The organism is Nocardioides aquiterrae (assembly GCF_039526625.1).
GTDB classification, from domain to species: Bacteria; Actinomycetota; Actinomycetes; order Propionibacteriales; family Nocardioidaceae; genus Nocardioides; species Nocardioides aquiterrae.
In genome coordinates this window covers 217,927-243,882 of sequence record NZ_BAAAJE010000002.1, presented here as the reverse complement: position 1 = coordinate 243,882, position 25,956 = coordinate 217,927, and the positions used below count along the sequence as shown (strand labels likewise).

General features: G+C 69.0%; 30 protein-coding genes. 11 read left to right on the top strand and 19 right to left on the bottom strand.

Annotated features, from left to right (window positions below; genetic code table 11):
- Window positions 1-12 precede the first annotated feature (12 nt).
- Window positions 13-405 carry a helix-turn-helix domain-containing protein gene (locus ABD086_RS25290; protein ID WP_425571522.1) on the bottom strand — a complete coding sequence of 131 codons (393 nt, stop codon included), beginning with the start codon at window positions 403-405 and terminating at the stop codon, window positions 13-15.
- 371 nt (window positions 406-776) lie between these two features.
- Between ABD086_RS25290 and ABD086_RS03650 the strand changes: the two genes are divergently transcribed.
- Entirely contained in the window at window positions 777-1,136 is a 360-nt protein-coding gene (locus tag ABD086_RS03650) for a class I SAM-dependent methyltransferase (protein WP_343905730.1), read from the top strand.
- 30 nt (window positions 1,137-1,166) lie between these two features.
- Here ABD086_RS03650 and ABD086_RS03645 read toward each other — a convergent pair whose 3' ends face one another.
- The 10 genes from ABD086_RS03645 to ABD086_RS03600 form a co-directional block, all read right to left on the bottom strand.
- Window positions 1,167-1,946 (bottom strand): ATP-binding cassette domain-containing protein, encoded by a 780-nt coding sequence (locus tag ABD086_RS03645; protein ID WP_343905729.1) that lies wholly within the window; start codon window positions 1,944-1,946, stop codon window positions 1,167-1,169.
- Window positions 1,947-2,107: 161 nt separating this feature from the next.
- Complete coding sequence (locus ABD086_RS03640; RefSeq protein WP_343905728.1) at window positions 2,108-3,205, bottom strand: ABC transporter permease; 1,098 nt, start codon at window positions 3,203-3,205, stop codon at window positions 2,108-2,110.
- Window positions 3,206-3,276: 71 nt separating this feature from the next.
- On the bottom strand, window positions 3,277-4,398 hold the full coding sequence (locus ABD086_RS03635; RefSeq protein ID WP_343905727.1) for an ABC transporter permease: 1,122 nt from the start codon (window positions 4,396-4,398) through the stop codon (window positions 3,277-3,279).
- A gap of 42 nt (window positions 4,399-4,440) precedes the next feature.
- Window positions 4,441-4,755, bottom strand: a complete 315-nt coding sequence (locus tag ABD086_RS03630) for a hypothetical protein (RefSeq protein WP_343905725.1) — start codon at window positions 4,753-4,755, stop codon at window positions 4,441-4,443.
- Entirely contained in the window at window positions 4,752-4,997 is a 246-nt protein-coding gene (locus tag ABD086_RS03625; RefSeq protein ID WP_030485949.1) for a YgaP-like transmembrane domain, read from the bottom strand. Before ABD086_RS03625 ends, ABD086_RS03630 begins: the two co-directional genes overlap by 4 nt.
- A gap of 167 nt (window positions 4,998-5,164) precedes the next feature.
- Entirely contained in the window at window positions 5,165-5,809 is a 645-nt protein-coding gene (locus ABD086_RS03620; protein WP_343905724.1) for an ATP/GTP-binding protein, read from the bottom strand.
- Between the two features lie 11 nt (window positions 5,810-5,820).
- The gene (locus ABD086_RS03615) at window positions 5,821-6,465 is read right to left on the bottom strand and encodes a hypothetical protein (RefSeq protein WP_343905723.1); all 645 of its coding nucleotides are present in this window, start codon (window positions 6,463-6,465) and stop codon (window positions 5,821-5,823) included.
- Between the two features lie 43 nt (window positions 6,466-6,508).
- Complete coding sequence (locus ABD086_RS03610) at window positions 6,509-6,967, bottom strand: hypothetical protein (RefSeq protein ID WP_343905722.1); 459 nt, start codon at window positions 6,965-6,967, stop codon at window positions 6,509-6,511.
- A gap of 2 nt (window positions 6,968-6,969) precedes the next feature.
- A complete protein-coding gene (locus tag ABD086_RS03605) occupies window positions 6,970-8,508 on the bottom strand; it encodes a multicopper oxidase family protein (protein WP_343905721.1) in 1,539 nt (512 codons plus the stop codon).
- Window positions 8,509-8,571: 63 nt separating this feature from the next.
- On the bottom strand, window positions 8,572-8,817 hold the full coding sequence (locus ABD086_RS03600) for an SHOCT domain-containing protein (protein ID WP_343905720.1): 246 nt from the start codon (window positions 8,815-8,817) through the stop codon (window positions 8,572-8,574).
- Between the two features lie 153 nt (window positions 8,818-8,970).
- On the opposite strand from ABD086_RS03600, the gene ABD086_RS03595 reads away from it, so the two are divergent.
- The 9 genes from ABD086_RS03595 to ABD086_RS03555 all read left to right on the top strand — a co-directional run bounded on the left by ABD086_RS03595 (window position 8,971) and on the right by ABD086_RS03555 (window position 18,600).
- Window positions 8,971-9,738: a response regulator gene (locus ABD086_RS03595; RefSeq protein WP_425571521.1), complete on the top strand. Its 768-nt coding sequence runs from the start codon at window positions 8,971-8,973 to the stop codon at window positions 9,736-9,738.
- Window positions 9,735-10,859, top strand: a complete 1,125-nt coding sequence (locus tag ABD086_RS03590) for a sensor histidine kinase (RefSeq protein WP_343905719.1) — start codon at window positions 9,735-9,737, stop codon at window positions 10,857-10,859. The genes ABD086_RS03595 and ABD086_RS03590 overlap by 4 nt, the downstream gene beginning before the upstream one ends.
- Before the next feature lie 131 nt (window positions 10,860-10,990).
- Window positions 10,991-11,317 (top strand): glutaredoxin, encoded by a 327-nt coding sequence (locus ABD086_RS03585; protein WP_343905717.1) that lies wholly within the window; start codon window positions 10,991-10,993, stop codon window positions 11,315-11,317.
- Window positions 11,310-12,254, top strand: coding sequence for a cytochrome c biogenesis CcdA family protein (locus ABD086_RS03580; RefSeq protein ID WP_343905716.1), 945 nt, complete (start codon window positions 11,310-11,312; stop codon window positions 12,252-12,254). Before ABD086_RS03585 ends, ABD086_RS03580 begins: the two co-directional genes overlap by 8 nt.
- A gap of 22 nt (window positions 12,255-12,276) precedes the next feature.
- The gene (locus ABD086_RS03575) at window positions 12,277-12,900 is read left to right on the top strand and encodes a peroxiredoxin family protein (RefSeq protein WP_343905714.1); all 624 of its coding nucleotides are present in this window, start codon (window positions 12,277-12,279) and stop codon (window positions 12,898-12,900) included.
- Between the two features lie 135 nt (window positions 12,901-13,035).
- Entirely contained in the window at window positions 13,036-13,320 is a 285-nt protein-coding gene (locus ABD086_RS03570) for a metal-sensitive transcriptional regulator (protein ID WP_135268761.1), read from the top strand.
- A gap of 191 nt (window positions 13,321-13,511) precedes the next feature.
- On the top strand, window positions 13,512-13,727 hold the full coding sequence (locus ABD086_RS03565) for a heavy-metal-associated domain-containing protein (RefSeq protein ID WP_030485937.1): 216 nt from the start codon (window positions 13,512-13,514) through the stop codon (window positions 13,725-13,727).
- 53 nt (window positions 13,728-13,780) lie between these two features.
- Entirely contained in the window at window positions 13,781-16,126 is a 2,346-nt protein-coding gene (locus tag ABD086_RS03560; protein WP_343905711.1) for a heavy metal translocating P-type ATPase, read from the top strand.
- The gene (locus ABD086_RS03555; RefSeq protein ID WP_343905710.1) at window positions 16,123-18,600 is read left to right on the top strand and encodes a heavy metal translocating P-type ATPase; all 2,478 of its coding nucleotides are present in this window, start codon (window positions 16,123-16,125) and stop codon (window positions 18,598-18,600) included. The genes ABD086_RS03560 and ABD086_RS03555 overlap by 4 nt, the downstream gene beginning before the upstream one ends.
- Window positions 18,601-18,656: 56 nt before the next feature.
- Here the strand turns inward: ABD086_RS03555 and ABD086_RS03550 are convergent, their stop codons facing one another.
- From ABD086_RS03550 to ABD086_RS03525, 6 genes are all read right to left on the bottom strand, one after another.
- Entirely contained in the window at window positions 18,657-19,379 is a 723-nt protein-coding gene (locus ABD086_RS03550; RefSeq protein WP_343905709.1) for a DUF305 domain-containing protein, read from the bottom strand.
- An 87-nt stretch (window positions 19,380-19,466) separates the two neighbouring features.
- Window positions 19,467-19,874 carry a four-helix bundle copper-binding protein gene (locus ABD086_RS03545; protein ID WP_343905707.1) on the bottom strand — a complete coding sequence of 136 codons (408 nt, stop codon included), beginning with the start codon at window positions 19,872-19,874 and terminating at the stop codon, window positions 19,467-19,469.
- A 625-nt stretch (window positions 19,875-20,499) separates the two neighbouring features.
- Entirely contained in the window at window positions 20,500-21,258 is a 759-nt protein-coding gene (locus ABD086_RS03540) for a DUF3152 domain-containing protein (RefSeq protein ID WP_343905705.1), read from the bottom strand.
- Between the two features lie 85 nt (window positions 21,259-21,343).
- Window positions 21,344-22,183 (bottom strand): F510_1955 family glycosylhydrolase, encoded by an 840-nt coding sequence (locus ABD086_RS03535; RefSeq protein ID WP_343905703.1) that lies wholly within the window; start codon window positions 22,181-22,183, stop codon window positions 21,344-21,346.
- A 73-nt stretch (window positions 22,184-22,256) separates the two neighbouring features.
- Window positions 22,257-22,823 (bottom strand): DUF305 domain-containing protein, encoded by a 567-nt coding sequence (locus ABD086_RS03530; protein WP_343905701.1) that lies wholly within the window; start codon window positions 22,821-22,823, stop codon window positions 22,257-22,259.
- 85 nt (window positions 22,824-22,908) lie between these two features.
- Window positions 22,909-23,376 (bottom strand): hypothetical protein, encoded by a 468-nt coding sequence (locus ABD086_RS03525; RefSeq protein WP_343905699.1) that lies wholly within the window; start codon window positions 23,374-23,376, stop codon window positions 22,909-22,911.
- A 263-nt stretch (window positions 23,377-23,639) separates the two neighbouring features.
- On the opposite strand from ABD086_RS03525, the gene ABD086_RS03520 reads away from it, so the two are divergent.
- Window positions 23,640-24,665 (top strand): tyrosine-type recombinase/integrase, encoded by a 1,026-nt coding sequence (locus ABD086_RS03520; RefSeq protein WP_343905697.1) that lies wholly within the window; start codon window positions 23,640-23,642, stop codon window positions 24,663-24,665.
- 111 nt (window positions 24,666-24,776) lie between these two features.
- On the opposite strand, the gene ABD086_RS03515 is transcribed toward ABD086_RS03520, so the two are convergent.
- Window positions 24,777-25,397 (bottom strand): Nmad2 family putative nucleotide modification protein, encoded by a 621-nt coding sequence (locus ABD086_RS03515; protein ID WP_343905695.1) that lies wholly within the window; start codon window positions 25,395-25,397, stop codon window positions 24,777-24,779.
- Window positions 25,398-25,399: 2 nt separating this feature from the next.
- Window positions 25,400-25,867: a TIR domain-containing protein gene (locus ABD086_RS03510; RefSeq protein ID WP_343905693.1), complete on the bottom strand. Its 468-nt coding sequence runs from the start codon at window positions 25,865-25,867 to the stop codon at window positions 25,400-25,402.
- Window positions 25,868-25,956 lie beyond the last annotated feature (89 nt).

The following is a 25,956-nucleotide window of genomic DNA, read 5'->3' as shown; positions in this document are numbered from 1 at the left end:
ACGGCCGAAGCGTTATTGGATCAGGGGTGCCCCACGGCCGCAGGTCCAGAGACCACTCCGCGTGGCAACCTGTCGTGGGCCTGTGACAATGACTGTGGCGGGGGCCCGTCGCGGTCCCCTCGTCGGCAAGGTTCGGGTCAACGCCCGTAGCCGCGGCTCGGTGGGCCGGGTTCCTTCGCTCCTTACCAGCAGCTCATCGGGCGTGCAGTTGACGGCTGCGGACTGAGCGGCGACGACGCGGAGGCTCAGCCGATTGGGCGTGTCCGCCATCAGCAGATAGACCTTCGGGATGGGAAGCTTCATGCCGTAGTCGTTGAGTGCGCGCCAAAGGTCCGTGGTCTTGATGATGCCCCGCTCGAGTGCGACCTCCCGGAGCGCCCATCGCAGGTCACAAAAAGTCCGCACGAGTCTGCCCCGAGCCCGGTTGACACCTCTCTCCGAGGTCTCGGCCTCAGATGGAAGGATTCTCCCTTAGCAAAGCCCTATCCCAACGAGTTCCGCGACGACGTCGTGGCCGTGGGCCGCCAGGGCCAGTCCTCGTTGATGCAGATCTCGAAGGACTTCGGCATTTCTGAAGGTTCGTTGGCGAACTGAATGAAGCAGGCCCGACATCGAGGACGGTCGCCGTCCCGGCCTGCCTGATTCCGATCGTGAAGAGCTTCGGGAGCTGAAGAAGAAGCCCAACCGGCTGCTGGAGCAGGAGAACGAGGTCCTGCGCCGCTCGATCGGGGCACACGGTCCTCGCTCGGACGGTCCCAGCGCGGTCGGGAAGCGCGGTGCTGTGGATGCCGCAGTCGCGGTTGGCGCTGCCGCGGTTGGCGCTGTGCGCGACCTGCATCGCAACAGCGCTCGGGGGTCAACGCCCTGGGGTCTGCTTCACGATGTTGCATCATCTGCCCTCGGCCGCGGCGCAGGATCGCCTGTACGCCGAGGCCGGCCGGGTCTTGCGCCCGAACGGCAGGTTGGCGGGCTCGGACAGCCGGTGGGGTCCGCTGTTCGCGCTGGCGCATATCGGCGACACCTGCACCTTGGTCGACCCGGAGGCACTGCCGGCACGGCTGGAAGTTGCCGGGTTCGATCACGTTGAGATCGACACTCGAAGGGACGCGTTCCGGTTCCGGGCGCATGTCGACTGATGACGACTGCCGACCCTGCGGCAGCACGGCCTAGTTGGAGGCCGGCCGTGGGGTGAATCGCTCGGGCTGGGTGAGAACTTCCCGTCGGCAGGCGTCAGAGCAGAACCACCACTGCTCGCCGCGCCAGCTGGCGTGGGGTCCGTTCGGCTCGACCTGCATGCGGCAGACGGGATCGACGGCAAGCGCGGCGACGTGGCGGAATTGCCCGTCTTCCATCCAGAGCACGCGGTCGGCGATCTCTCGGAGTCGATCGTCGTGGCTCACGATGACGATCGAGCGGCCGTCCTCGTCGGCGAGCTGGCGCAGGAGCCGGGCGAGGTCTCGGCCGCGGGAGGCGTCGAGATTGGCGGTGGGTTCGTCCGCGAGCAGAACGGGTGGGTCGTTGGCGAGCGCGCGTGCGACTGCGACGCGCTGTTGTTCGCCGCCGGACATCTGGGAGGGCCGCGCCGCTGCCCGGTGGGCAAGGCCGACGCGCTCGAGTAGCTCGCGGGCGCGCTCGTGTGCAGCTGGACCAGTGGTGCCGGCGAGATTGGCGGCAACTGCGATGTTCTCGGTGGCGGTGAGTGCGTCGAGCAGGGCGTAGTCCTGGAAGATGAACCCGAAGGTGCGCGACCGCAGCACAGGGAGCTCCTTCTCACGCGCCGCGGCGATGTCCACGTCGACGCCGTCACGGCCGGTGATGGTGATGGAGCCTGCGCTCGGACGCAGCAGTGCGCCGAGCATGAGCAGCAAGGTGGTCTTGCCCGATCCGGACGGTCCCATCACGAGGAGCAGTTCGCCGGCGGCGAGGTCGAGGTCGACTGCTCGCACGGCATCCACGGTTGTGTCGCCTGCCCCGTACGTCTTCGTGAGCCCTCGAACGGTCAGCACCCCGGGCCTGGTCGATTCACCGTGGGGCGTGTTGTCGCCCGGTGACCGGGGCACTGGGTCGGGGACCGGGGCGGTACCGGCGGTGGTGGGGGCGTTGGTATTCATCGTGTCTCCCGGAAGGCGGTGGCCGCGTCGAGCGCGGCAATGCGGCGCAGCGGCCACAGGGCGGCGATGAGGCCGACAAGGAGCGCTGTGGTGGTGGTCTGTGCGACGGCGGCGGTGGTGATGGAGATCTGGACCGCTGGGGCGGCGAGTGGCAGCAACCACGCCACTGTCAGCGCGGCTGTGGTGGCGACGGTGGAGGCGAGTACGACGCTGAGCAGCACCTGCATCGCCACCGCTGCCGCGAGCCGAGGTGTGCGGGCGCCGAGGGCCTTGAGGACGGCGAAGTCTCGCAGCCTGTTCAAGGTGGCGGTCATCAGTCCCAGGGCGATGACGGCGAGCGCGATGACGAGGCCGATGGAGGACATCAGCCGGAGCAGGTCGGCGCTCATGTCGGTGACGATGCGGGCTTCGGAGTCGGCGAACTGCTCGCGGGTCTGGGCCGTGACGCCACCGATTTCGGCCTCGATCCGGTCCGTGACCGCTTCTGGGTCGGCGCCTGGGTCCAGCCCGGTGAGCACGTACGAAACGCGGTCGTCGTGGATCCGGCCGAACTCGCTGAGCTCGACGAAGACGGTGGTGTTGGTGATGCTGCTGCCGCCGGTGGAGAAGCCGACAGCGCGCAGGGACGTGCCCATGACCGTGAACTGGTCGCCGACCTGGACTCCAAGCTGTTTGGCTGCCTGCTCGTCCAGGACGGCTTCGCCGGCGGCCGGTGTGCGGCCGGCCACGAGGCGTGTGGGGCCTCCCCGGCCGGTGCGGGTGTCGTAGCCGATGAGGTAGGACAGCTGCCGACCCTGTGGTCCGGCCACCGAGCCGGAGGCGAACGCGATCGGAGAGGCCCAGGCAACTCCCGGTATGTCGGCTATGCGCTCGGGGGTGTCCCCTGGTAGCGACGAGGCAGACATGTGCATGGTGCGCACCCCGTCCTGGGAAACGAACACGTCGGCCGGGGAGGTGCGGATGTAGTAGGTGACGCGGTCGACGGCTCCGGCGAAGATGCCGCCGAGGACGAGGACCAGTAGCAGGGAGGCGGCCACGCCGAGGACGGTCAGCGTGGCGCGGCGGCGGTCGGCGAACAGGAAGCGGCGCCCCACGGGCACGGCTCCTGTCGCGAGGGCGCGTCGTGGGTGATCGGATCGCGGCGGAGTTGGTTGCGTGGTGGTGGTCATCGTCCGCTCCGGAATGCGGAAGCTGCGTCGAGCCGGTTGAGTCGGCGTGCCGGTAGCCATGCGGCGAGTAGTGCCATCGTGGCCGCTGCGGCGGCGGTCTGGGCGATGGTGCCGGGGGTGAGCAGCACCGGGAATGCGGGTCGCCACCAGGCGAGGACTTCCCGGGTGATGATCAGCAGGACGATCGCGGCCAGTGTGCCGAGCACCGTCAGGGCCACGGTCTCGGTCACCGCGATTCGGCGAAGCCGGCCGGGCGTGGCGCCGAGGGCCTTGAGGACGCCCAGGTCCCGCTGTTGTTCGGTGACCCGGGTGTAGGCCACGAGCGCGACGATCAGGGTGCCGGCTGCGAAGGCCACGCCCACCATGAGCCGTACCGGCGAGCCGTAGATGTCGGTCGCCAGTCGCAGGGACGCCTCCCGCAGTTCGGCAGGAGTGCGCACGGTGTACCCCTCGTCACGCAGCTGCGCTGCTACGGCATCGGGGTCCGCGGTCGTGACCAGCACCGCTCCGGTGGTGCCGGTAGCCCGCAGCATCTGGTCCATCCCGGCCGTGGTGGTGAACAGCAGCGGGGTCATGAACAGTGCGGTGTCGTCGGTGAGGCCGACCACCCGCATCGGGTGTCCGAGAATGGGCAGCCGATCGCCGATGGCGAAGTCGTGTTGTTCGGCCCACAAGGCATCGATGGCCACCTCGTCGGGGGCTTCGGGGGCACGGCCATCGGTGAAGGCCCAGGGGCCACCGAGCCCGGTGCCGGGTTCGTAGGCGACCGCGGCCACGGCAGCCTTGCCGTGCGGCAGCTCGAGGATCTGATACCTGGTGCGCAGCGGTGCGGCTCGTGTCACGCCCGGGGCCTGGGCGATGGCGTCCACGGCCGGCGCCGGCAGAGCGCCGGGGTCGGCGAAGAGGTTGCGCGTTCCGGTGGGCACTACGACGAGGTCGGCACCGAGGTGGTCGTCGTAGGTGGTGACGCGGTCCTGGACGCCGACCCAGAGTCCGGCCAGCAGCAGCATGAGCATCAGGGCGAGCCCGATCCCGGCGGCTCCGGCGGCGGTGCGGACCGGACGCGTCGTGAGAAACCGGCGGGTGACCGGGACCGCGGCTTCAACCCGGGCCTTCATGTCGGCTCACTTCCGTTTGCCGAGCGTGGCTCGACGTTCGTGCTACTTGTGGCCGTGACCGCCGTGCCCGCCGGGCATGGCGAACATCATGGCCGCCATCATCGCGGTGCACAGCAGGGCGGTGACGATGATGCCGGAACCTGCTACGCCAGTGAGGAAGAGCAGGCCGGCGATGGCGAGCATGGGGATGCAGCAGACGATCATCATCAGCCCGTGACCACCGTGCGCTCCGTGGGCGCCGCCGTCTGGCTCCTGTCCGGCGTGGTGGATCTCGGTGGGTGTCGAGGACTCTGGCTGGTAGGGCCATTGCTGAGAGTCGCGGAGGGATTCGCGGTCCCTGCCGTTCGGGGTGCTCATGACGTCCTACCCTTCAGGGATGCGGGCACGTGTCCGAGCTTGGCGTAGAGCGGGCAGTGTCCGAGCGCTCCGGTGACGACCAGGTCGAGGCCTGCCAGTACGAGTAGCAGCTCGAGGACGACCGCCAAGGTGGAGGCGGCGCCGCCCAGCAGGAACGCGCCGGCGATCGCGGCGAGGCCGCCGATGGCGACGCGAGCGACGCGTTCGGCGGGGGTGATGTTGATGCTCCAACGGTTACTCATGACTTCCTCCAACTTCGGTGGACCGCTGGTCTCCTCGGTCCACTTCGAGGGTCTCGCCGCGTGGTGAAGGTGACCGGCGCCGTCTTGTGAAGGTTCGCTGAAGAACCACGTGGCATCGAAGTGCTGGGAGGGGCTGAAGGGCGGCGAGTCACCGCTGCGGCCACAGGTCAGATGGGAGGGAGGGTGGGTGCCGCGTTGAGGTCCAGGTGGCTGGCGCAGCAGGCAGGGAGCTCTTCTCGCAGCAGATCCAGGGTTCGGGTCGCCTTCTCGAGGAAGTCGCCGGTGGATTCGATGACGTGGCGATGGGGGTGCCGCTGCCAGGCCTCAAGGATGCGGGCGTCGACATCGGCCGCACGGAGCGCCGTCTCGATCCGCAGCGGGTTCTGGTGGTTGTAGCCGTGGTCCGCCGTGGGCGTTCGCAGATGCAGCACCGCGTCGTACCGATGCAGCTCGGTGTCCATCGTGGTGGCCGTCGAGGCCCAGAAGTCATCCGGTGGCCCCGGCCAGTACGCGATCCCGTCGACTGTGCCGCGGTCGCACAGCACGATTGCCGGATTGTGGGCGTCCCCGGTCGCCTCGAGTTCCTTCTGAACGTGGAAGATCGCCCGTTGCGCCGAGCGGCGACATTCCGCGTCGTCGTCGCGCGGGAACCCGCCACCGAAGACGATCCCTGCCGACTCCGGCAGGATCCTGACGTGTCGGCACAGGGAGCGGCGCACGAGCTCCAGAACGGCCGTCTTGCCCGCACCCGGCCCGCCGGTGAGCACAACCCGGCGGGATACATGTGGCTGGTCGCACTCGCATTCGGCCATGACGCGCCTCCTCACGGGACAGGGAGGCGATCCGCAGCGTCGTGGCCGAGCCCCCACTTCTCCATCAGCGCGAGGACAGCGAGTCCCTCGTCGTGGATCTGCGCGTGGCGCAGCACGTGCCAGTGTGCGTGGAGATAGGCCTGGAGGTACCTCACGACGTGGTTCATGGGCACGGTCGTCCACGGATTGTGAGGTTCCACCTGGCCAGGTGTGCCGCCGAAGGCCACCACCCGGATCTCATGCCCGCCCCTCGTGGCTGCGTGGCCGTGGTCGAGCAACCGACGCGAGACGTCTCGGGCCTCCTCGGCGGGGCAGCACCCGAAGCGCGCGAGCGCGACCTCTAGTGTCGCCGGGTCGCGCAGAGCTGGGTTCAGTCGCGCACGACCTTCCTTGACCTCGCACACGATCATGTCGGCTCGACCAGTCGGCGCGCCGAGGGCCGGGTCGACATCGGAGCTCAGGCGCTGGGGACCAGCTCCTGAGCGCCGGTGGATCAGGTCGTGGCCGGTGCCGGGTAGGCGATAGGCCAGGACGTCGAGATCGGTGACGGTGCGCACCTGGCCGGCACGCAGACTCTCCAGGACCGGGTGCTCGACGACGGTGAAATAGCCATTGACGTGCAGATAGGCCTGCACCAGGGAGACTGCGGTGTCCATGGGGACCTCCTCGGTCACCTCGTGCCGTTGTCGTGCGGGCTCGTCAGTCGTGGTGGCCCACGTGCTCGTCAGGGTCTGGGGTCTGCACGGGGGTGCGGTCCCGGTCCGGACTCGGATCGTCGTTGCTGATGGCCGGGCCGATGACGAACGCCGAGAGCGAGAACATCAGCGCGAACACGCCCAGAGCGAGGGCGGGCGCCTTCCAGGAGCCGAAGCGCCGGTAGAGGCGCCGAAGCAGGGGCAGGGAGAACACCAATCCCAGTACGGCGAACAGGACGTTGCCGGTGGCGCCGGTCACCAGTACCGCTCCGCCGAGGATCCCGACGTGGTGCAGCAGGTGGGGAAGCAGGCCCATGATGCCGCCCACCACAGCGGTCACCGCACTCCAGGCGGTGGCCAGGACGCCCCGCCTCTGCGAAGTCTGGTTGGGGGTGCCTTCGGCGCGGGACTCGTCGAGGCGGTCGTCCGCTACCTCCCCGGCGGCAGCGTGGTGGTCGGACATCGTCACTCCTGTGCCTGGTAGGAAAGCGTGGTCATCATGCCGGTCTCGGCGTGGTAGATGTTGTGGCAGTGGGTCGCCCACTGTCCTGGGTTGTCGGCTTCGAGGTCGACGTCGAGGGTCGCCATGGGGCGCACGATGACCGTGTCCTTGCGGGCTCCGCCGCCCCTCAGCGCGAAGGTGTGGCCGTGCACGTGCATGGGGTGGAACATCATCGACTGGTTGACGAAGCGCAGCCGGACCCGCTCACCCTGGATCAACCGCAACGGGTCGGTGTCGGGGAAGGTCTTGCCGTTGATGGTCCAGCGGTAGGGCGCCATGGTGCCGCCCAGGACCAGGTCGTGGGTTCGGTCGGCCGACCGTCGGTCCAGGCGGGCCGACTCGACCGCCGACAGCGCCGTGCCGAGCAGTACCTTGCCCGACAGCTCGCGGACCTTGACGTCAGCCGTGGGCGGGCGACCGGCGCCGGTGCGGATCACGGCCAGCGCCTGGCCCTGTTTGCCCTCGGCCGAGGCAACCAACGCGAACACGCCGTCGCCGAAGGTGACGGTGGCGTCGAAGCGCTCGCCCATCCCGATCAGTAGCGCGTCGGTGGGCACCGGCACGACGGGGAAGCCGTCGCTGTGCGTGACGGTCATGCGGTGCCCACCGACGGCGACCCGGAACGCCGTGTCCGAGCCGGCGTTGACGAAGCGGATCCGAACGCGTTGACCCGGCTTCGCCGACAGCGTGGCAGGATCGGCGGCTGTCCGGCCGTTGAGCAGGTAGTACGGGTAGGTGATATCCCCGGCACCACCGAGCAGGGGCGACCGCATGGCCTCCATCCCACCCATAGAGCCCATCGAGCCGTGGTCCATCCCCTCCATGCCCATGCCGCCCATGTCATGCATGCCCCCCATGGAGTCGTCGCCGCCGGCTCGCTGCAGGTCGGAAAGGACCTGGTCCGGGGTGCGGCCCGTCCCGTCGACCCAGTCGTCCAGGACGACGATCCACTCGGCGTCGTACTCACCGGGCTCCTGAGGGTCGTCGACGACCAAGACGCCGTACAGGCCGCGGTCCAGCTGAACTCCGGAGTGCGGGTGGTAGAAGTACGTGCCCGGGTGAGGTGCGGTGAACTCGTATTGGAACGTCTCTCCCGCGGCGATCGGATCTTGGGTGAGTCCGGGCACGCCGTCCATGTCGTTGCGCAGTGCGAGGCCGTGCCAGTGCACGCTCGTGGCGTCCGGGAGCTGGTTGGCGACGTCGACGCGCAGCACGTCTCCGGCGTCGACGCGCAGCAGCGGTCCCGGCGCGGTGTCGCCGTACGCCCACGTCTTCACGGTCTGGCCACCCAGGTCGAGGGTCACCGGCTGGGCCGCGAGGCGCGCGGTGACCACCCCAGCTCCGGGCTTCCGGCGCGCCGCCTCCGCCGTAGCGACCGCGTCGGCGGCGGGCCCGACCGCTGTGCCAGTGGACCGACTGCAAGCGGCGAGGCCGCCCAGGGCGGCCACGCCTGCGAGCCCGGCGGCCCCGCGAAGGACGGCGCGACGAGTGATCTCGGACAAGTGGGGGCTCCTGACTCAGGTTCGGCGATCGGCGAGATGCGCGAGGCGGGAAGGGGCGAGCGGCTAGTGCACCGAGGCACGCAGCACACTGCTGCGGGCGTGGTACTCGTCCTCGTCGATCTCGCCTCGGGCGAACCGCTCGTCGAGGATCTGCATCGGGTCGCGGCGGTCCGGGGTGGACCCACCGGGGCGCTGCGTGCGGAACAGGGCGAGAACGGCAAAGACCACCAGCGCCCAGAACGCGACCATGGCCACGGTCATGACGATCCAACCGCCCCAACCCATGCCGTCGTGGTACCAGCCCATCATCGTCCTCAGCTCCTTCGCTTGGCTTGGTGACTCCCACGATTGCCCGGGCACCACAGTGTCCCGGTCGCGTTCATGTGAAGGTTCGCTGAAGAACCTGCCCTCACCGCGACTGACCTACGGCTGGCCGGGCAGCGGACTGCCACCATGGCGGGTATGGGCGAGGACGTCATGGACGAGAAGGCCGGCTCACCGGCAGGGGGTGCCGCGGGTGGCCGCCCCCGAACCGGTCTCCGGGCGATGGTGGTCGAAGACGAGACGCAGCTGGCCGGACTCATCGGAAGCTACCTCGAGCGCGACGGCTTCGAGGTGGCGGTGGTCCATGACGGGCTCGAGGCGGTGGAGGCCGCCCGCGCCGTCGACCCGGACGTCGTGGTGCTGGACCTGGGTCTGCCCAGCCTGGACGGGGTGGAGGTCTGTCGGCAGCTGCGCACCTTCTCCGATGCCTACGTGGTGATGCTGACCGCACGCAGCGAAGAGGTCGACACGCTCATCGGGCTCTCGGTGGGGGCTGATGACTACCTGACCAAACCCTTCAGCCCCCGGATCCTGATGGCCCGGATCCAGGCCATGCTTCGCAGGCCCCGTCCATTGGGAGCCTCGTCCGATGCCTTGGAAGGTGCTCGCACTTTCGGTGCCCTGGTCATCGATCCGTTGGGACGCGACGTATGGCTCGAGGACGAACCAGTGGCGCTGACGCGCACCGAGTTCGACCTCCTCGCCGCCCTGTCCGAGCGGCCCAGGATGGCGTTCAGTCGGCGCCAGCTCATCGACGCCGTCTGGGGACCCTCGTGGGTTGGTGACGAGCACCTGGTCGACGTGCACGTCGGCCACCTGCGCCGCAAGCTGGACGACGACGCCACTCAGGCGCGGTTCATCCGGACCGTCCGTGGCGTCGGCTACCGGATGGGCACAGGGCAGTGACCAGCCCCGCACTCCTGGCGGACACCGTCCGTGCCCGGCCGCGGTTCGCCGCTCGGCTCCTGGTCGCCCAGGCCCTGGTGCTGGTGGCCGGCGCCCTGACCACCTGGTTGGTCGCCTCCGTCGTCGGACCCAGCATCTTCAGCGACCACCTCCAGCAGGCCGGCGACACCCACACCGCCGAGGAGACTCGTCACGTGGAGGAGGCCTTCGCCTCGGCGCTGGTCCTGTCGGTCTCTCTGGCGCTGCTTGCCTCGGTCCTCGCGGCGCTGGCGGTCTCGTGGTACTTCAGCCGCCGGGTGCAGCGCTCGATCGGCGACGTGGCCGCCGCCGCAGCGGGCATCGCCGCCGGACGGTACGACACCCGGGTGCCCGACCCGGGCCTGGGCGGCGAGTTCGCCTCCCTCGCACGGACCTACAACCGCCTCGCGGAGAGGCTCGAAGCGACCGAGTCGACTCGACGCAGCATGCTGGCCGACCTGGCCCACGAGATGCGCACGCCCCTGGCCACGATCGACGCGCACCTCGAGGCCGTCGAGGACGGCGTCCGAGCCATGGACGACGACACGCTCGGGGTGATCCGCGGCTCGACGGGCCGCCTGCGGCGCCTCGCCGAGGACATGTCCGCCGTCTCCCAGGCAGAGGAGGGGATCGACGTGACGCTGCGACCGGTGGCCGCCGCTGACGTGGCTGCTGCGGCCGCCGACGTCGCCCGCGACCGGTACGCCGCCAAGGGGGTCGACCTGCGCACCGAGCTCGACGATGCCGGCCAGGTCCGCGTCGACGCCGACCGGTTCGGACAGGTGCTCGGCAACCTGCTCGACAACGCCCTGCGCCACACTCCGGCGGGCGGGAGCGTGACCCTGGGCTGCCGCCGGATCGACCAGTGGGTGGAGTATCGCGTCGCCGACAACGGCCAGGGGGTGGCGGCCGAGCACCTGCCGCACCTGTTCGACCGGTTCTACCGTGCCGACTCCGCCCGCGACCGTGGCCATGGCGGCTCGGGCATCGGGCTGGCCATCGCCCGCGCCCTCGTCGAGGCACATGGCGGGGGGATCTCGGTGACCAGCGCCGGGCCCGGACTCGGGGCCACGTTCACGGTGCGGCTGCCCGGCCTCCGGTAGGGCCTTCGGGCCCGGACGTCCGGGACCAACCGCCGGGCATCTTCAGCGAACCTTCACACAACCTCGCCGCTTTTCCCCGAGCACCCCGTCGACGCTGGACCGTGTCGAACCAGCGCGCATGAGGGGAAGCCATGTCATCATCCACGCCGGCATTCGAGCCGGTCCGGATCACCGTCGTGGACAGCGAGGCCTGCCACTTCTGCGAGGACGCGCACCGGGCGCTTGCGACGCTGGCAGCCAGCTACCCGCTCGCGGTCGACACGGTAGCTGTGCGCAGCGAGGCCGGGCAGGCGCTGATGGCACGCCACCGCGCGCCGATGAGCCCCCTGGTTCTCCTCGACGGCACCTTCTTCAGCAGCGGACGACTGCCACGACGCAAGCTGGAGAAGCTCCTCAAGAGCAGGTACGGCGACGCACCGAGCACCGCCTCCGCGGCGAGGGGGGCCAACCATGGGTGACCTGCTGACAACCGGCTCGGTCCTCGCCGCGTTCTTCGCCGGAGGCGTCGCCCTGTTCGCACCGTGCTGCATCGTCTTCCTCGCCCCGTCCTATCTGGCGGTGGCGGTGAAGAACCGGCGGTGGCGACTGCTGCCGCTGACCTTCGTGTTCGCCGCCGGCCTCGCGCTCGTGCTCGTGCCGATCACGCTGGGCATGAGCCTGGTGGCCTCGACCATCGCGAACTACCACGCACCGCTGTACTACGCCGGCGGAGCATTGATGCTCGCGTTGGCGGGGCTCAGCCTGTCCGGTCGGATGGTCAGCCTGCCGTCCTCCCTGCGAGCCCCCGACACCACTCGCGGGGACTCGGCCAGCTTCTTCGCCCTCGGCGTCTTCTCCGGAATCGCCAGCTCCTGCTGCGCCCCGGTGCTCGCCGGTGTGATGACCCTGTCCGCCCTGTCCGGTTCCGCTGTCGGCGGAGTGACGCTGGGACTGGCCTACACCTTCGGCATGGTGTTCCCGCTGTTCGTGATGGCCCTGCTCTGGGACCGCTTCCGGCTCGGCGAGCGGCGCTTCCTGCAGGCCAGGCCGGTCCGGCTTCGGCTGGCCGGCAAGGTGCTGGCCACCAACACCATCAACCTCGCGGTCGCCGTCGCGTTCGCTGCGATGGGTGGCTTCGTCATCTACCTGGCCAACACCGGCCAGATGACCGGCGGCCCCGGATTCCAGGTCTCCATCGGCAAGGGGCTGTCCGAGGTCTTCGCCCGCATCGAGACCTGGACCGACCCGGTACCCGAGCCCCTGCTCGGACTCGCCGTGCTGGCCCTCGCCGCAGTCTTCGTCATCGCCACCCTGCGTGACCGGCACCGGCCGGACGCATCGACCGACGCGGATCCCGACGAGCATCCCGCCTGCCACGGCCCGGGCGTCGGCGCCCACCCCGACAACCACAGCTGACCCGGACCCTGGAGGAAACATCATGTCGCACAAGGCCGCCGAGCAATCCCGTCACCAACGCCGTCAGCGCGCGGAACAGGCCGCGCGGGCATCCGGTCGTCGCCGCCGCCTGCGCATCATGATCGGCACGGCCAGTGCACTGGCTCTGGTCGCCGCGGTGACAGCCATGATGCTCACCTCGCGCCCCGAGTCCTCCGACGCGATCCGCACCGCCCCCGAATTCACCCTCACCGACACCGGCGGCTCCAAACACACCCTGGCCCAACACCGCGGCGAGAACGTGCTCCTGTACTTCTCCGAGGGCGCCGGGTGCCAGTCCTGCATCGTCCAGATGGGCGAGATCGAGAAGCAAGCGGCAGCCTTCGAGAAGATCGACGTCACCGTGCTGCCGATCGTGATGAACACCCGCGAGCAGATCACCGCCGACATGACCGCCAACGGAGTCACCACACCGTTCCTGCTCGACGACGGCACGGTCTCCGAGGCCTACGGAACCCTCGGCAAAGGCATGCATGCCGGACTGCCCGGGCACAGCTTCGTGCTCATCGACAGGCAGGGCCGACAGCGCTGGTACGGCGAATACCCCTCCATGTGGCTGGCACCCCAGGACCTGCTCGACGAGATCCGCAGCAACCTCAGCGCCTGACCACCGAGGCAGAGCACCGACCTCGATGAAGGTTCGATGAAGGTCTCTCCGACCACCTTGTGGTGGTACCCCATGGGGGTATAGTCAAGTGCGAAGGCAGACACCCCGTCCGGGTACAGGCAGAGGAGGGTCGCGATGGCAGTCGAACCGGGATACATCACCGAGAAGCAGGCAGTGCTGACCCGGCTGCGCCGCATCGAGGGTCAGATTCGCGGTCTGCAGCGCCTGGTGGACGAAGAGCAGTACTGCATCGACATCCTCACCCAGGTCTCGGCGGCGACGAAGGCCCTCGAAGGCGTGGCGCTGGTTCTCCTCGACCAGCACCTCGAGCACTGCCTGACGCACGCCACCGACCCCGCCGAGGCCCAACAGAAGCTCAACGAGGCCTCCGCAGCGATCCGACGACTCGTCCGCTCATGACCGACCCGACCAACGAAGGAGCACCCATGCCCGCCCCACACACCAGCCACGAACTCCAGTTGGCCGACACCTTCCCGAAGGGCGGTGGCTGCGGCTGCGGAGGCTGCGGCTGCGGCTCCAACACCGAGACCGGTAGTTCCACCGGCAGCACCATCGAATCGACCGCCACCGCCGCAACGAAGGGAAACGAAATGACCACGACCAGCTACGACGTGACGGGGATGACCTGCGGCCACTGCGCCAGCGCCGTCACCAGCGAGCTCAAGAGCCTGGACGGCGTCAGCGACGTCTCCGTCGACCTCGTCGCCGGCGGGACCTCGTCGGTCACCGTGACCAGCGCCCAGCCCCTCGATCGGGCGCAGGTCGCCGCAGCCCTCGACGAGGCCGGCGACTACCACCTCGCCTGACGGGCCAGGTCCCTCACGTCCGAAGCGCGATCCATCCCCCAGGAGGCACAGTCATGACCCAGCAGACCACCGCGTCCGACACCGTCAACGACGTCGAGCTCGCCATCGGTGGGATGACGTGCGCCTCCTGTGCCGCGCGGATCGAGAAGAAGCTGAACAAGCTCGACGGCGTCACCGCCACGGTCAACTACGCCACCGAGAAGGCCAAGGTCAGCTACCCGACAAACCTCAGCCCCGACGACCTCGTCACGGTGGTGGAGGCCACCGGCTACACCGCGACTGTGCCGGCCCGGGCGCCCAGCGGTGACGAGGGCGTGGCCACCACCGAGCCGGACGATCGGGACCGCGAGGCCGCGGGGTGGTGGCAGCGCCTGGTGGTATCGGCCGTGCTGACGGTGCCGGTGCTGGCCATGTCGATGATCCCGGCGCTGCAGTTCGACAACTGGCAGTGGATCTCGCTGACCCTGGCCTCACCCGTCGTTGTCTGGGGTGCCTGGCCGTTCCACCGAGCCGCGGTGACCAACGCCCGCCACGGCGCCGCCACCATGGACACCCTGATCTCCGTCGGGGTCACCGCCGCGTGGTTGTGGTCGCTGTGGGCACTGCTGTTCACCCACGCCGGGATGACCGGGATGCGGATGCCGTTCGACCTCTTCCCCGACGGCGAGGCGGACGTCCACATCTACCTCGAAGTGGCGGCCGCGGTCACCACCTTCATCATCGCGGGCCGCTACTTCGAGGCCCGCGCCAAGCGCCAGTCCGGTGCGGCGTTGCGCGCCCTGCTCGACATGGGCGCCAAGGACGTCGCCGTCCTCCGTGACGGCGCAGAGGTGCGCGTGCCCGTGAGCCAGCTGGCGGTCGGGGACCGGTTCATCGTGCGTCCGGGGGAGAAAGTCGCCACCGACGGTGTCGTCGAGGACGGCACGTCGGCCGTCGACGCCTCCATGCTCACCGGAGAGCCGGTGCCCGTCGAGGTCGGGCCCGGCGACGCCGTCGTCGGTGCCACCGTCAACGCCGGCGGTCGCCTGGTCGTCCGGGCCACTCGCGTCGGAGCCGACACCCAGCTGGCCCAGATGGCCCGCCTGGTCGAGGACGCCCAGAACGGGAAGGCTCAGGTCCAGCGCCTCGCCGACCGAGTCTCGGCAGTCTTCGTCCCCATCGTCATCGCCCTCTCCCTGGCCACGCTCGCCGGTTGGCTGCTGAGCGGCCACAGTGTCACCGCGGCGTTCACCGCCGCAGTGGCGGTCCTGATCATCGCCTGCCCCTGCGCCCTCGGGCTGGCCACGCCCACCGCCCTGCTCGTCGGCACCGGCCGCGGCGCCCAGCTCGGCGTGCTCATCAAGGGCCCCGAGGTGCTCGAGTCCACCCGGGTGGTCGACACCATCGTCCTGGACAAGACCGGCACCGTGACCACCGGACGGATGGAGCTCGTCGAGGTCGTCCCCGCCGACGGCGTCGACCCTGCTGACCTGCTCCGACTGGTCGGGGCCCTCGAGAACGCCTCGGAACATCCGATCGGGCAGGCCATCGCCACCGGTGCCACCCAACGACTCGACAGGCAGCTGCCCGACGTCGAGGGGTTCACCTCGACGCAAGGCCTCGGGGTCGCCGGCGTGGTCGACGGCCACGCGGTCGTGGCGGGTCGACCCTCCTGGCTCGCCGGAGAGTGGAGCCAACTCCTCAGTAGCCGCCTGGCGCAGGTGGTCGATACCGCCGAGCAGCAAGGCCGGACCGTGATCGCCGCCGGCTGGGACGGAGCGGCGCGCGGTGTGGTCGTGGTCTCGGATGCGATCAAGCCCACCAGTGCCCAGGCTGTGGCCGAGCTGAAGGAGCTGGGGCTGGAGCCGGTGCTGCTCACCGGAGACAACGAACGCGCCGCCCGGGCCGTCGCCGCAGAGGTCGGCATCGCGGAAGTCATCGCCGAGGTCCTCCCAGCCGACAAGGTGGCCGTCGTCGAGCGCCTGCAACGCGAGGGCCGCACCGTCGCCATGGTGGGAGACGGCGTGAACGACGCCGCCGCCCTGGCCACCTCGCACCTGGGGATCGCTATGGGCACCGGCACCGACGTGGCCATCGAGGCGTCCGACCTCACCTTGGTCCGCGGCGATCTCCGCGCGGCCGTCGACGCGATCCGGCTGTCTCGCCGCACCTTGCGCACCATCAAGGGCAACCTGTTCTGGGCCTTCGCCTACAACGTCGCGGCACTGCCCCTGGCCGCGCTCGGGTTGCTCAACCCGCTGATCGCCGGTGCCGCGATGGCGTTCTCCTCGGTGTTCGTGGTGTCCAACAGCCTGCGGCTGCGCCGGTTCCAGGCGGTCTCCACGCAATCAACCGAGACACCGCACCTTGATCACGACTCGACCAGGACCAACCCTTCCAAGGTGGAGGCACGACGATGACCACGCACCAGCACCCCGCCGGCCGCCACGACGCCGACGCGCACCGTGACGGCGCCGCCACCGCTGTCCTCGAGGTCTCCGGCGTTCAATGGGCGACCAGCAAGAACGTCGCCGAGGCCGTGCTGTCCCGTCAGCCGGGCGTGCTCTCCGTGGACGCCAACCCGGTCGCGCAGACCGCCACTGTCACCTACGACCCGAAGCGCACCAGCATCAGTGAGCTGCGGGACTGGGTTCGGGAGTGCGGCTTCCGCTGCGCGGGCCAGTCCGTTCCCAGTCACGTGTGCGACCCGATGCTCGAACCAGGTCATGACCACCCCGTCGACCACGCTCGGCAGGTCACGCACGACGCACACGACTCGCACGCCGGACATCACGATCACGCCGGAGCTACCGGTCCGGCGTCGCCCGTCTCGTCACCGCACGACGCGATGGGTCACGGCGGTCACGGCTCGATGTCGATGGCCGACATGGTCCGCGACATGCGCAACCGGTTCCTGGTCGCCGTGCTGCTCGCCGTACCCGTCTCTCTGTACTCGCCGATGGGGCGCGACATGCTCGGCTTCGACGCGGCCGCCCCGTTCGGGATGCGCGATGACATTTTCGCCCTGATCCTGTCGCTGCCGGTCATCTTCTACTCCGCGTGGATCTTCTTCGACGGTGCTTGGCGGGCACTGCGGGCCCGGACCCTGGACATGATGGTGCTGGTGGCCGTGGCCGTCGGCGCCGGTTGGCTCTACTCCCTCGGGGTCACTATCACCGGTGGCGGCGAGGTCTTCTACGAGGCCGCGGTCATGCTCACCGCATTCGTGCTGCTCGGCCACTGGTTCGAGATGCGGGCCCGAGGCGGCGCCAACGACGCCATCCGCACCTTGTTGGACCTGGCCCCTCCGATGGCGACCGTGCTCCGCGCGGGTGAACCCGTCGAGGTCCCGACCTCCGAGGTCCAGGTCGACGACCTGCTCCTGGTTCGCCCCGGCGCGAAGATCGCCACCGACGGCACCGTGGAAGAAGGCGAGTCCGAAGTCGACGAGTCCATGGTCACCGGCGAGAGCCTCCCGGTGCACAAGGCGCCGGGCGACCAGGTCATCGGCGCCACAGTAAACGCCAGCGGCACGCTTCGAGTGCGCGCCACCAAGGTGGGTGCCGACACCGCACTGGCCCAGATCGTCGCCCTCGTGCAGCAGGCCCAGAACTCCAAGGCCCCCGGACAGCGGCTCGCCGACAAGGCCGCGTTCTGGCTGGTCCTGGTCGCCCTGGTCGGAGGAGTCGGCACCTTCCTGGTCTGGCTCGCGGCCGGCGCGAGCGTGCAGACCGCGCTGCTGTTCGCCATCACCGTCGTCGTCATCACCTGCCCCGACGCCCTCGGCCTGGCCACGCCGACAGCGATCATGGTCGGCTCCGGTCTCGGGGCGAAGCGCGGAATCCTGTTCAAGAACGCGACGGCGATCGAGTCCTCCGCCCGCATCGACACCGTCGTGTTCGACAAGACCGGCACCCTGACCAAGGGAGAGCCCGAGGTCACCGAGGTTGTGGTCGACGACTTCGATCACGACCGGGTGCTGGCCCTCGCTGGCGCACTCGAGCGGGAGTCCGAGCACCCGCTCGCAGACGCCGTCGTGCGGTACGTCGACGCCACCGATGTCCCGCGGCTGCGGGCCACCGGGTTCCGCAACGTCACCGGCATAGGCGCCCTCGCCGAGGTCGACGGCCACAAGGTCGCCATCGGCAACCGACGCCTGATGGACTCGGAGGGCATCACGACCGGCGACCTCGGCGCCCGGCGCGACGAGATCGCCTCCGGAGGCCGCACAGCAGTGTTCGTCGCCGTCGACGGTCGAGCCGTCGCCGTGATCGGCATCGCCGACGCGGTCCGCGAAACCTCCGCCGCCGCCATCGCGGCGCTACACAAGGCCGGGATCCGCGTCGCCATGCTGACCGGCGACAACCGAGCGACGGCCGAGCGGATCGCAGAGGAGCTGGGGATCGACGACGTCATCGCCGAGGTGCTTCCCGAGGACAAGGCGCACCAGGTCCAGCAGCTGCAGTCTCAGGGACGCACCGTCGCGATGGTGGGCGACGGCGTCAATGACTCTCCCTCGCTGGTACAGGCCGATGTCGGCATCGCAGTCGGCGCGGGCACCGACGTCGCGATCGAGGCCGCTGACGTCGTCCTGATGCGGTCGGACCCCCTGGACGTGCCTGTGGCGCTGACGATCGGCCGGGGCACGCTGCGAAAGATGCGCCAGAACCTCGGCTGGGCGGTGGGCTACAACGCGATCGCCCTACCGATCGCGGCGGGCGTGTTCGAGCCCGCCTTCGGGCTGGTGCTCCGACCGGAGGTTGCCGCCTTGTCGATGTCCGGGTCCAGCTTCCTGGTCGCGGTCAACGCGCTCCTGCTCAAGCGCCTGCGGTTGCCTGCACAGCCCGCGGATGCTGAGCCGGTAAGAGACGAACGCCTTCAGCCCGTGGGCTGACACTCATCCCCTGCGAGGGCTTGTCGAACTGTGTGCCGGCAAGCCCTCGCATGTAGTCACTGCTGACCCAGCTCCGTTGGCAGTGGCAGCGCCAAGAGCGCCCGCAGGAACTCTCGGGCACTCCATCGAGCATCCGGAAGGCCCGAGGCCGAGCCCTGGAAGTCGGGGACGGGCCGTGCATCGGCTTCTTCCTTCGTCGTGGCCGGACCGTTCTCCTCGATGTCCTGGACCAGCCAGTCCATCTCCTTGATCTCCTTGCGCTGCGTCGCCGTGATCGCGTCGGCGAGTTCACGGACCCGCACGTCCTCGATACCGGATCTCTCACTGGTCAAGATCGCGATCGAGTGGTGAGGGATCATCGCCTTCATGTAGCTCTCGTCATCGACCAGGGCCTGCGAACGCGACAGGTAAAGGGCAGTGCCGCCGAGGACGAATGCGCCCAGGATGATGCCGATGTTCACCACGCGATTGCGGTACATCACCCCCCACATGAAGGCCAGCATGATCAGTGCCATCGCCGCGCCCATGAGGAGCGCCATGTACACGCGCTCCTCGCTGAAGCGGACATGATCGGCGCTGAACGCATTGGTGTAGGTGAGCGCGAACATCACGGCAGTCGAGGTCGCGATCATCAGTCCGAAACGCAGATACATCTTCGCCTCGTGGTGTCCCCCGGAGTCGCCGGCGCGGGCTCGGTTGTCACTCTTCTCGCGATCGGAATGTTCGCCCGGCTCGCGGTGGGTGGCATGCTGCTGTTCGTTCTGCTGACGCTGGTTCATCTCATCGTCCCTCAAGATCGAAGTGGGTGCGTGCAGGCGGCATGGGATGACCGAACCGTTCGGATCCGGCCATCCCGAGCGGCCGCGTTAACCGATGGCGCTCAGGACGCGGTTGCAGGCGTCCTCGCACCGCCGGCACGCCTCGGCACAGATGCGGCAGTGCTCATGCATCTCGGCGTGCTTCTCGCACTCCTCCGCGCAGGACCTGCAGGCTTGAGCGCACGCCTGCAGCACTGCGCGGGTGATGTTGGCGTCGTAACCGGTGTGGCGTGACAGCACCCGGCCAGTGGCCTCGCAGATGTCGGCGCAGTCTGTGTTCGTGCGGATGCACTTGGTCAGTTCGGCGACCATCTCCTCGCTCAGGCATGCGTCGGCGCACGCCGCGCACGCCTGAGCGCACTCCACGCATGCTTCGACGCATTGCGCCAAGAGCTCGCGGTCGGTGTTGATCTCCGCCGGGTAGGTCTCCATCATGTCGCTGATCGTGCTGGTCATGAGTTTCTCCGTCTCGTCGTGACGTGGTCCTGTGGGCTGTCGAACGAGCAGCAGCGCGGCACCATGGTGATGACGCCGGCTGCACAGAGCCGTCAGGTCCGGATCGCCGGAGACGCACGTGGTGGCGAGAGGGGCGGGGGACTTCCGCGGGCACTTGCCCTCCAGTGAGCGGCGAGGAGCCGCCGCGACGGCGGTGCCCTCAGCATGCGGTTCGCATCACGCCAGAACCCGCCCGGGCGCAACAGCAGGACGCTGACGGCAAGGATGGACAGACAGGCGCCCAGCATGTGCAGCAGATGGGCGGGTTCATCCTCGCTACCAGGACCGTGACTGGATCCGGGTAGAAGGCCGCCGCTGCCCTCACGGACTCGCGCAAGAGCCGGCGCCTGGTCGGCGTGAGCAACCGCTTCGGCGACAGCCGCAGGAGTGGCAACTGTCATCCCAACGTGTCGTGCGAACAGGTCATCGCCGGAGATGCCGGCAAGAACGAAGAGAGCGGCCAGGACACAACCAGCGAGCGTTCGAACTCGGCTGGAGGGCGGTCGCTGGCGGCGGTCCATCACCCCGCCCGTACCCCGAGGTGCTCTGGTCCATACGTCGGGTGCCCGACCGATCGATGGTGCCGTCAGTGGGCGACGAGATCTACCCGCGACGGCCACGGGTTCGGCCGACAACCGGCCAAGCCCTTCGTCTGCTGCAACATCACCGGCGCGAGCCTTCCGGAACCGGGGCACCCGACGTGGGGATAGCCCAGGGCGTGACCAGTCTCGTGGTTGACGACGTAGCGCCGATATGCGCGCAGGGCACCGGCGTATCCGTCCGCACCGAACTGCCAGCGCCAGGCGTTGAGCACGACGTCCCCGCCATTGCGGCAGGACAACCGACCGCCCGTGTCGAGCGGTGCACAGAGTCGATCGGCCGTCTGCGGAGTGGCCAGGACGATACGGAGGTCCGCATGCCCATCGACGCGGAACAGCGTATGGCGCGTCGCCCAGCCACGCTGATCAGCCAGGGTCGCTTCGACCAGCCGCGCCACATCCACCGTGCTGAAGGGCAGGCCCCGCTCGACCTCGACCCGGTACGTCACCCCGTCCTGCGAGCCGAGTGGCGCAGCGGCGGCGACTTCGAAGGTGCCGGGGCCGCGCTCAGGAATGCGAGTGGCGGGGGAAGGAAGCCGACTCGGATCTGACGTACGGTCTCGACCGTCCGCCACCTCACCGTCTGGCCGCTCGCGCTTGACAGCCCGTTCAGCGGAGGGCGCGGAAGGGGTGACGGCAATTGCAGTGCGGCCGCCCGCGTCTTCGCTGTCCGTTGCGCCGGGCATGAGAAACACGACGGGTCCAGCCACGGCCGCAGTCGTCGCCAGCACCGCCAGGCTGGTCAACCCTGCCTTGGCACGCCGACGGGGCGCGCGATGGGAACCCGCTCGTCGATGTGTGGTTCTGTGCTTACTCATCGTGCCTGCATCGTCACAGCACGCGGGACCAGGTGTCGCCGCCGTCGGTGGACTGGTAGACGGTCGTCTCGGTCGCGGCGAACCAGCGCTGGGCGCTGATGGTGAACGCGGCCGGCTGGCCATGGATTGAGCCGACCTCGCGCCAGGTTCTACCGGTGTCGGTGCTGACCCGAACGACCCCGTCGGGGTCGATGCCGGCCAGGCTCCCGTCGGGAGTGGTGTCGAGGTACATCATGTTCGGACCGCCAAGCTCACGGGTCTCCCCGGACCCGGGGTCGATGCCGAGGAGCTGTCCGTTGCCGTCGGTCGCGATCAGCGGGCCGTTGTCGTCGACCGCCGCGACGCTGATCAGTGGACCTTGGAACACTTCGTCGAAGCTCTTCCGGTCCTCGGTGCGCAGCAGGCGGCCAGAGGTCGCGTCGTATGCGTAGAGGGCGTCGCCGGCGGGTTCGAGGATGTGGAAGTCCGCCTCACCCTGGAGGGCGAGGGGGGTCCAGGTCTCTCCGGCGTCAGTGGATTCGATCAGGCCCAGGTGGGCCGGCAGGTCCTCGCGCAAGTCCGGGTGCCCGCTGCCGAGGAAGTGGCCCGGGCCGACGACGGTGAACGCCATCGTGTCCTGATACCGGTCTGCGACCCGCCTCGGCCCGCCGCTCTCGTCGACGTGGAAGAGGCCGAAGTGGGTGGCGACGTAGAGGCTGTCGTCGGCCGGATCGACGCCGAGACCATGGATGTGGCCGACGCTCGTGTCCTCATCGGCGGGCGGCGCTGTCGCTGGGGTGTCCTTGGCGCAGCCGCCCGAGATGAGGACGGCACCGAGGAGGACGGCTGTGAGGGCGACATGGGGTCGGTACATAACAGTGGCTCCGAGGCGAGGATGGCGCCGGGCTGGCGGAGTAGCTCCGGCCTGCCCGGCACCAGGAACGAGATCAGGACTTCAGCAGGTCCTGCATCTTCTGGATCTCCTCCGCCTGCGTCGTCTCGATCTCCTCGGCCATGTCGACGGCCTCGGGGAACTCGCCCTCGGCCTGCTCCGTCTTGGCCATCTCGATGGCACCCTCGTGGTGCTCGATCATCATGGTGAGGAACATCTGGTCGAACGCCGCGCCGGAGGCCGCCTCGAGCTCGGCCATCTCGTCCTCGGTCATCATCCCGCCCATCTCATCGGACGACATGTCGCCGTGATCCATACTCGACATGCCCTCATCCGGGACGTCCTCGCCCCAAGACTCCAGCCAGCCGGTCAGGGTCTCGATCTCGGGGCCCTGGGCTGCCTCGATGTCGGCGGCGACGTCCTTGACCTCTTGGCTCTCGGCGCGTGATTCGGCGAGGTCGGCCATCTCGATGGCCTGCTGGTGGTGGGGGATCATCTCCTGGGCGAACGTGACGTCGGCCTCGTTATGGCTGGCCGCGGTGTCAGTGTCGTCGTCGTTGCCGCAGGCGGCGAGGGTGAACAGCGAGGCCGCCACAACGGCGGCGATTAGCGACTTGCGCATGAGTGTTGCTCCATCTGTGTGATCGGGTGTCTGGGCAGGGGAAACTCGAGCCGCCCCAGGGTGGGCGCCTCGTGACGGATACCTGTCAGCAGCGGATCACACAGAGCATGTCGAGGCTGGGCGGGTCGCGGTCACGCCCGATGAACAGTCGGGGCTGCCATGCCGGCAGCAGGGTCCGGGGGATGCGGACACCCCGACGCACCAGCAGGAGTGCGATCCCGAGCACCAGGCCGGCCAGCACGGCTAGGCAGAGGCCAAGAAGCCCCGCACCGTTCTCGCCGATGGGCTCTTCAGAGCTCATTCCCACTGGATGACCCGCGACGATCGGTTCGGAGGTATCCGGCTCACTGGCCGCTGGCCCGGAGTGGTCATGACTGAGGGGGCCGCTTGCGGCGATCATGACATTCGCACTCGGGGATGTTGCCCCCATGGTGTGGGCGCCGGTGTGAGATCCCCAACCATGCATCGACAGAAGACCGAACAGCGCGACGGCCACGGCGGCCAGCGCGTAGCGCGCGCCGCGTGTCCCGGCCGGTGCTCGGAGCTCCTGCATGAGCTCAATCCTAGGCAGCCGACCGCGACGAGCCGACGGCGCTTCTAGTGCTGGTCCTGCCTGACCGGTGCAGACTGCCAGGGACATGGCCCGGCCCTGCGTCTGGTCGGCGTCTCGTCGGAATTGAGCAGTGTCCATCAATGGCCGGGATACCCGGACTCTGCATATTCGGACCCTGGCCCGACCGGCACGACCACGTTCCGCCGGTAGACCGACCCGGCGAACCGCCGGACGCGGCAGGTCAGCGCTGGTCGCCTGCAGCCATGACGACACCTCCATCACCAGCTCGCATCCAGCCCGCACGCATCCAGTTCACCGGCTCCGCCGCCGTCCCTCCGGCACCGTCGCCAGACCTCGACCAGTCGGATCCGCCCGCCGAAGTCACGGCCGCCGCACTGCTCGCGCTGAACCCCGAGTGGCAGCTCGCCCTGCGCGCCGAGAACAAGGCGCCCGGCACGGTCGCGGTCTACACCGACGGGGCGCAGCGCTACCTGGCCTGGTGCCAGCGCACCCAGGTCGCCCCGGTGGTCAGGACGACGCTGCAGACCTGGATGGCGCACCTCCTCGACACCGGCAATGCCCCCGGGACCGTGCGGATCCGGCACCAGGCGGTGCGGCGCTTCACCGTCTGGGTCATCGCCACCGGGCGCCTGCGGGCCGACCCGTTCGCCGGCGTCAAAGGGCCGGTGCACAAGCAGGCCGTGGTCACACCGCTGAGCGACGACGAGTTGCGTGCCCTGATCGGCACCTGCACCCACCCCACGTTCCGCGTCGACGAGCCGTTTCACCACCGCCGCGACGAGGCCATCATCCGGCTAATGATGGAGACGGCCATCCGCGCCGGCGAGCTCGTCGCGCTGACCACCGAGGACCTCGACCTCCCGGCCGGCCGGATTACCGTCAGGTTCGGCAAAGGTGGCCGAGGCCGGACCATCCCCGTCGGCTCCGCCACCACCCGGGCGATCCGCGACTACCTCGACCTCCGACGTCACCACCCAGCTGCCGACGAACCGACCGTCTGGCTCGGGACCCGCGGCACCGGCTTCGGGTACGACGGCCTCGGCAAGGCGCTGCGCCGCCGCGCCGCGCTCGCCGGCATCCACGGCTTCCACCCGCACAAGCTTCGCCACACCGCTGCTCACCGCTGGCTCGCCGCGGGCGGATCCGAGTCCGGACTCATGGCCATGGCCGGCTGGACCCGCACCGACATGCTCGTCCGCTACACCCGAGCCACCGCCGCCGAACGCGCCGCCAACGAAGCGCTTCGGCTCAACCTCGGTGACCTCTGATCGGCTTCCAGGTCGGCCGGCCGATAGACCGACTGGTGGACAGCGTCGACGGCTGCGGGCTTCGGACCACGTCCCGCAGGAGGGAAGACGGTGGCTACACACTCGCGCAAGTCAGTCACTGCGGAGCTTCGTCCAGTCGGCTGGTCGACCGAGCACACCCGTGTCGAGGGTTTCGAACCATGCAATGGCCGCATCGACCAACTCCTGAGGGAAGCGGCATCGATGCCCCTGGCTCGGATGCACCAGATCAATCCCGAAGTCGCTCCGCAGCGAAGTCGGGATGGTTGGACCTCCGCCGCCGAAGTAGGAGAAGCGGCGTGCAACGAGTACTGCGTCGACGGAGGTATCGACTTTGATGTGCCCCGGGTTGGGCTTGCCATCGGCAAGACTGTGCCGTGAGTCAGCCTGCAGCCACGTGCCGTCATCGCCGTGGCGGTAGATGTTGTCGCCATACGCGCGCTTGACCGCTCCCTGGTCGGTGGGCACCTTCCGCGCGAAGCGCGGGTCCTTCCAGTAATCGTCGAACGTCAGGATCTCGTCGACCTGCATGACGTACACCAGCCGGCCGGCGAGCCCCTTGTCAGTGGATCCAGTACCGAGCACCCAGTCTCCTACTGAAGCAGTCCGTCGGATCTGCGGCTTGCAGGTCGCGATCGTGCAAAAGCCCTCGAACGGGTTCGGTGCGAACCCGTAGTCGTACCGCACGACGTAGCTGAAGACCCGCGCGGCCATGACTAGCAGCTCAGGCGCTTGATGCTCCGGGGCGGAACCTTCTCGCCATCCGGCCCCTGCCAGTTGTCGGCGCCGTTGAGCGCGTCAATGATCGCCTTGCTGTTCCACCCCACGACCGCATCGGCATACTCGTCCAGCTCGGCGGGCATGTCGACACCCGCCGCACCAGGGGCCCAGACTCCGATGATCCGCTTGTCGGGGAACCGGTTGGCGTACTCGATCTCCCAGCTGACCCAGTCGTGGTTCCTCGTGTCGGGCGAGATGATCACGATCATTTTCCCGGCCCAGGTGATCCGCTCGGCCAGGATCTGTCTGATGTAGGCCTCGGACGTCGCCTGGTTCGGGTTCTCGCTGGTGACCGACGAGTCCCGAACTTCGGCGCCGTTCTTGGCCAGCAAGTCCTTGAGCTGGCCCACGAGAGCGTCGTCCTCGTGCCGGTGACTGATGAAGACGTTGTGGTTGTCTGCCATCATTCACCCCCTTCCGCGGTAGAGGGTACGGCTGACCGCCGACAATCCGGGCGTGCCAAGCCGCCGAGCCGGCGCGATGCCGCTTAGGC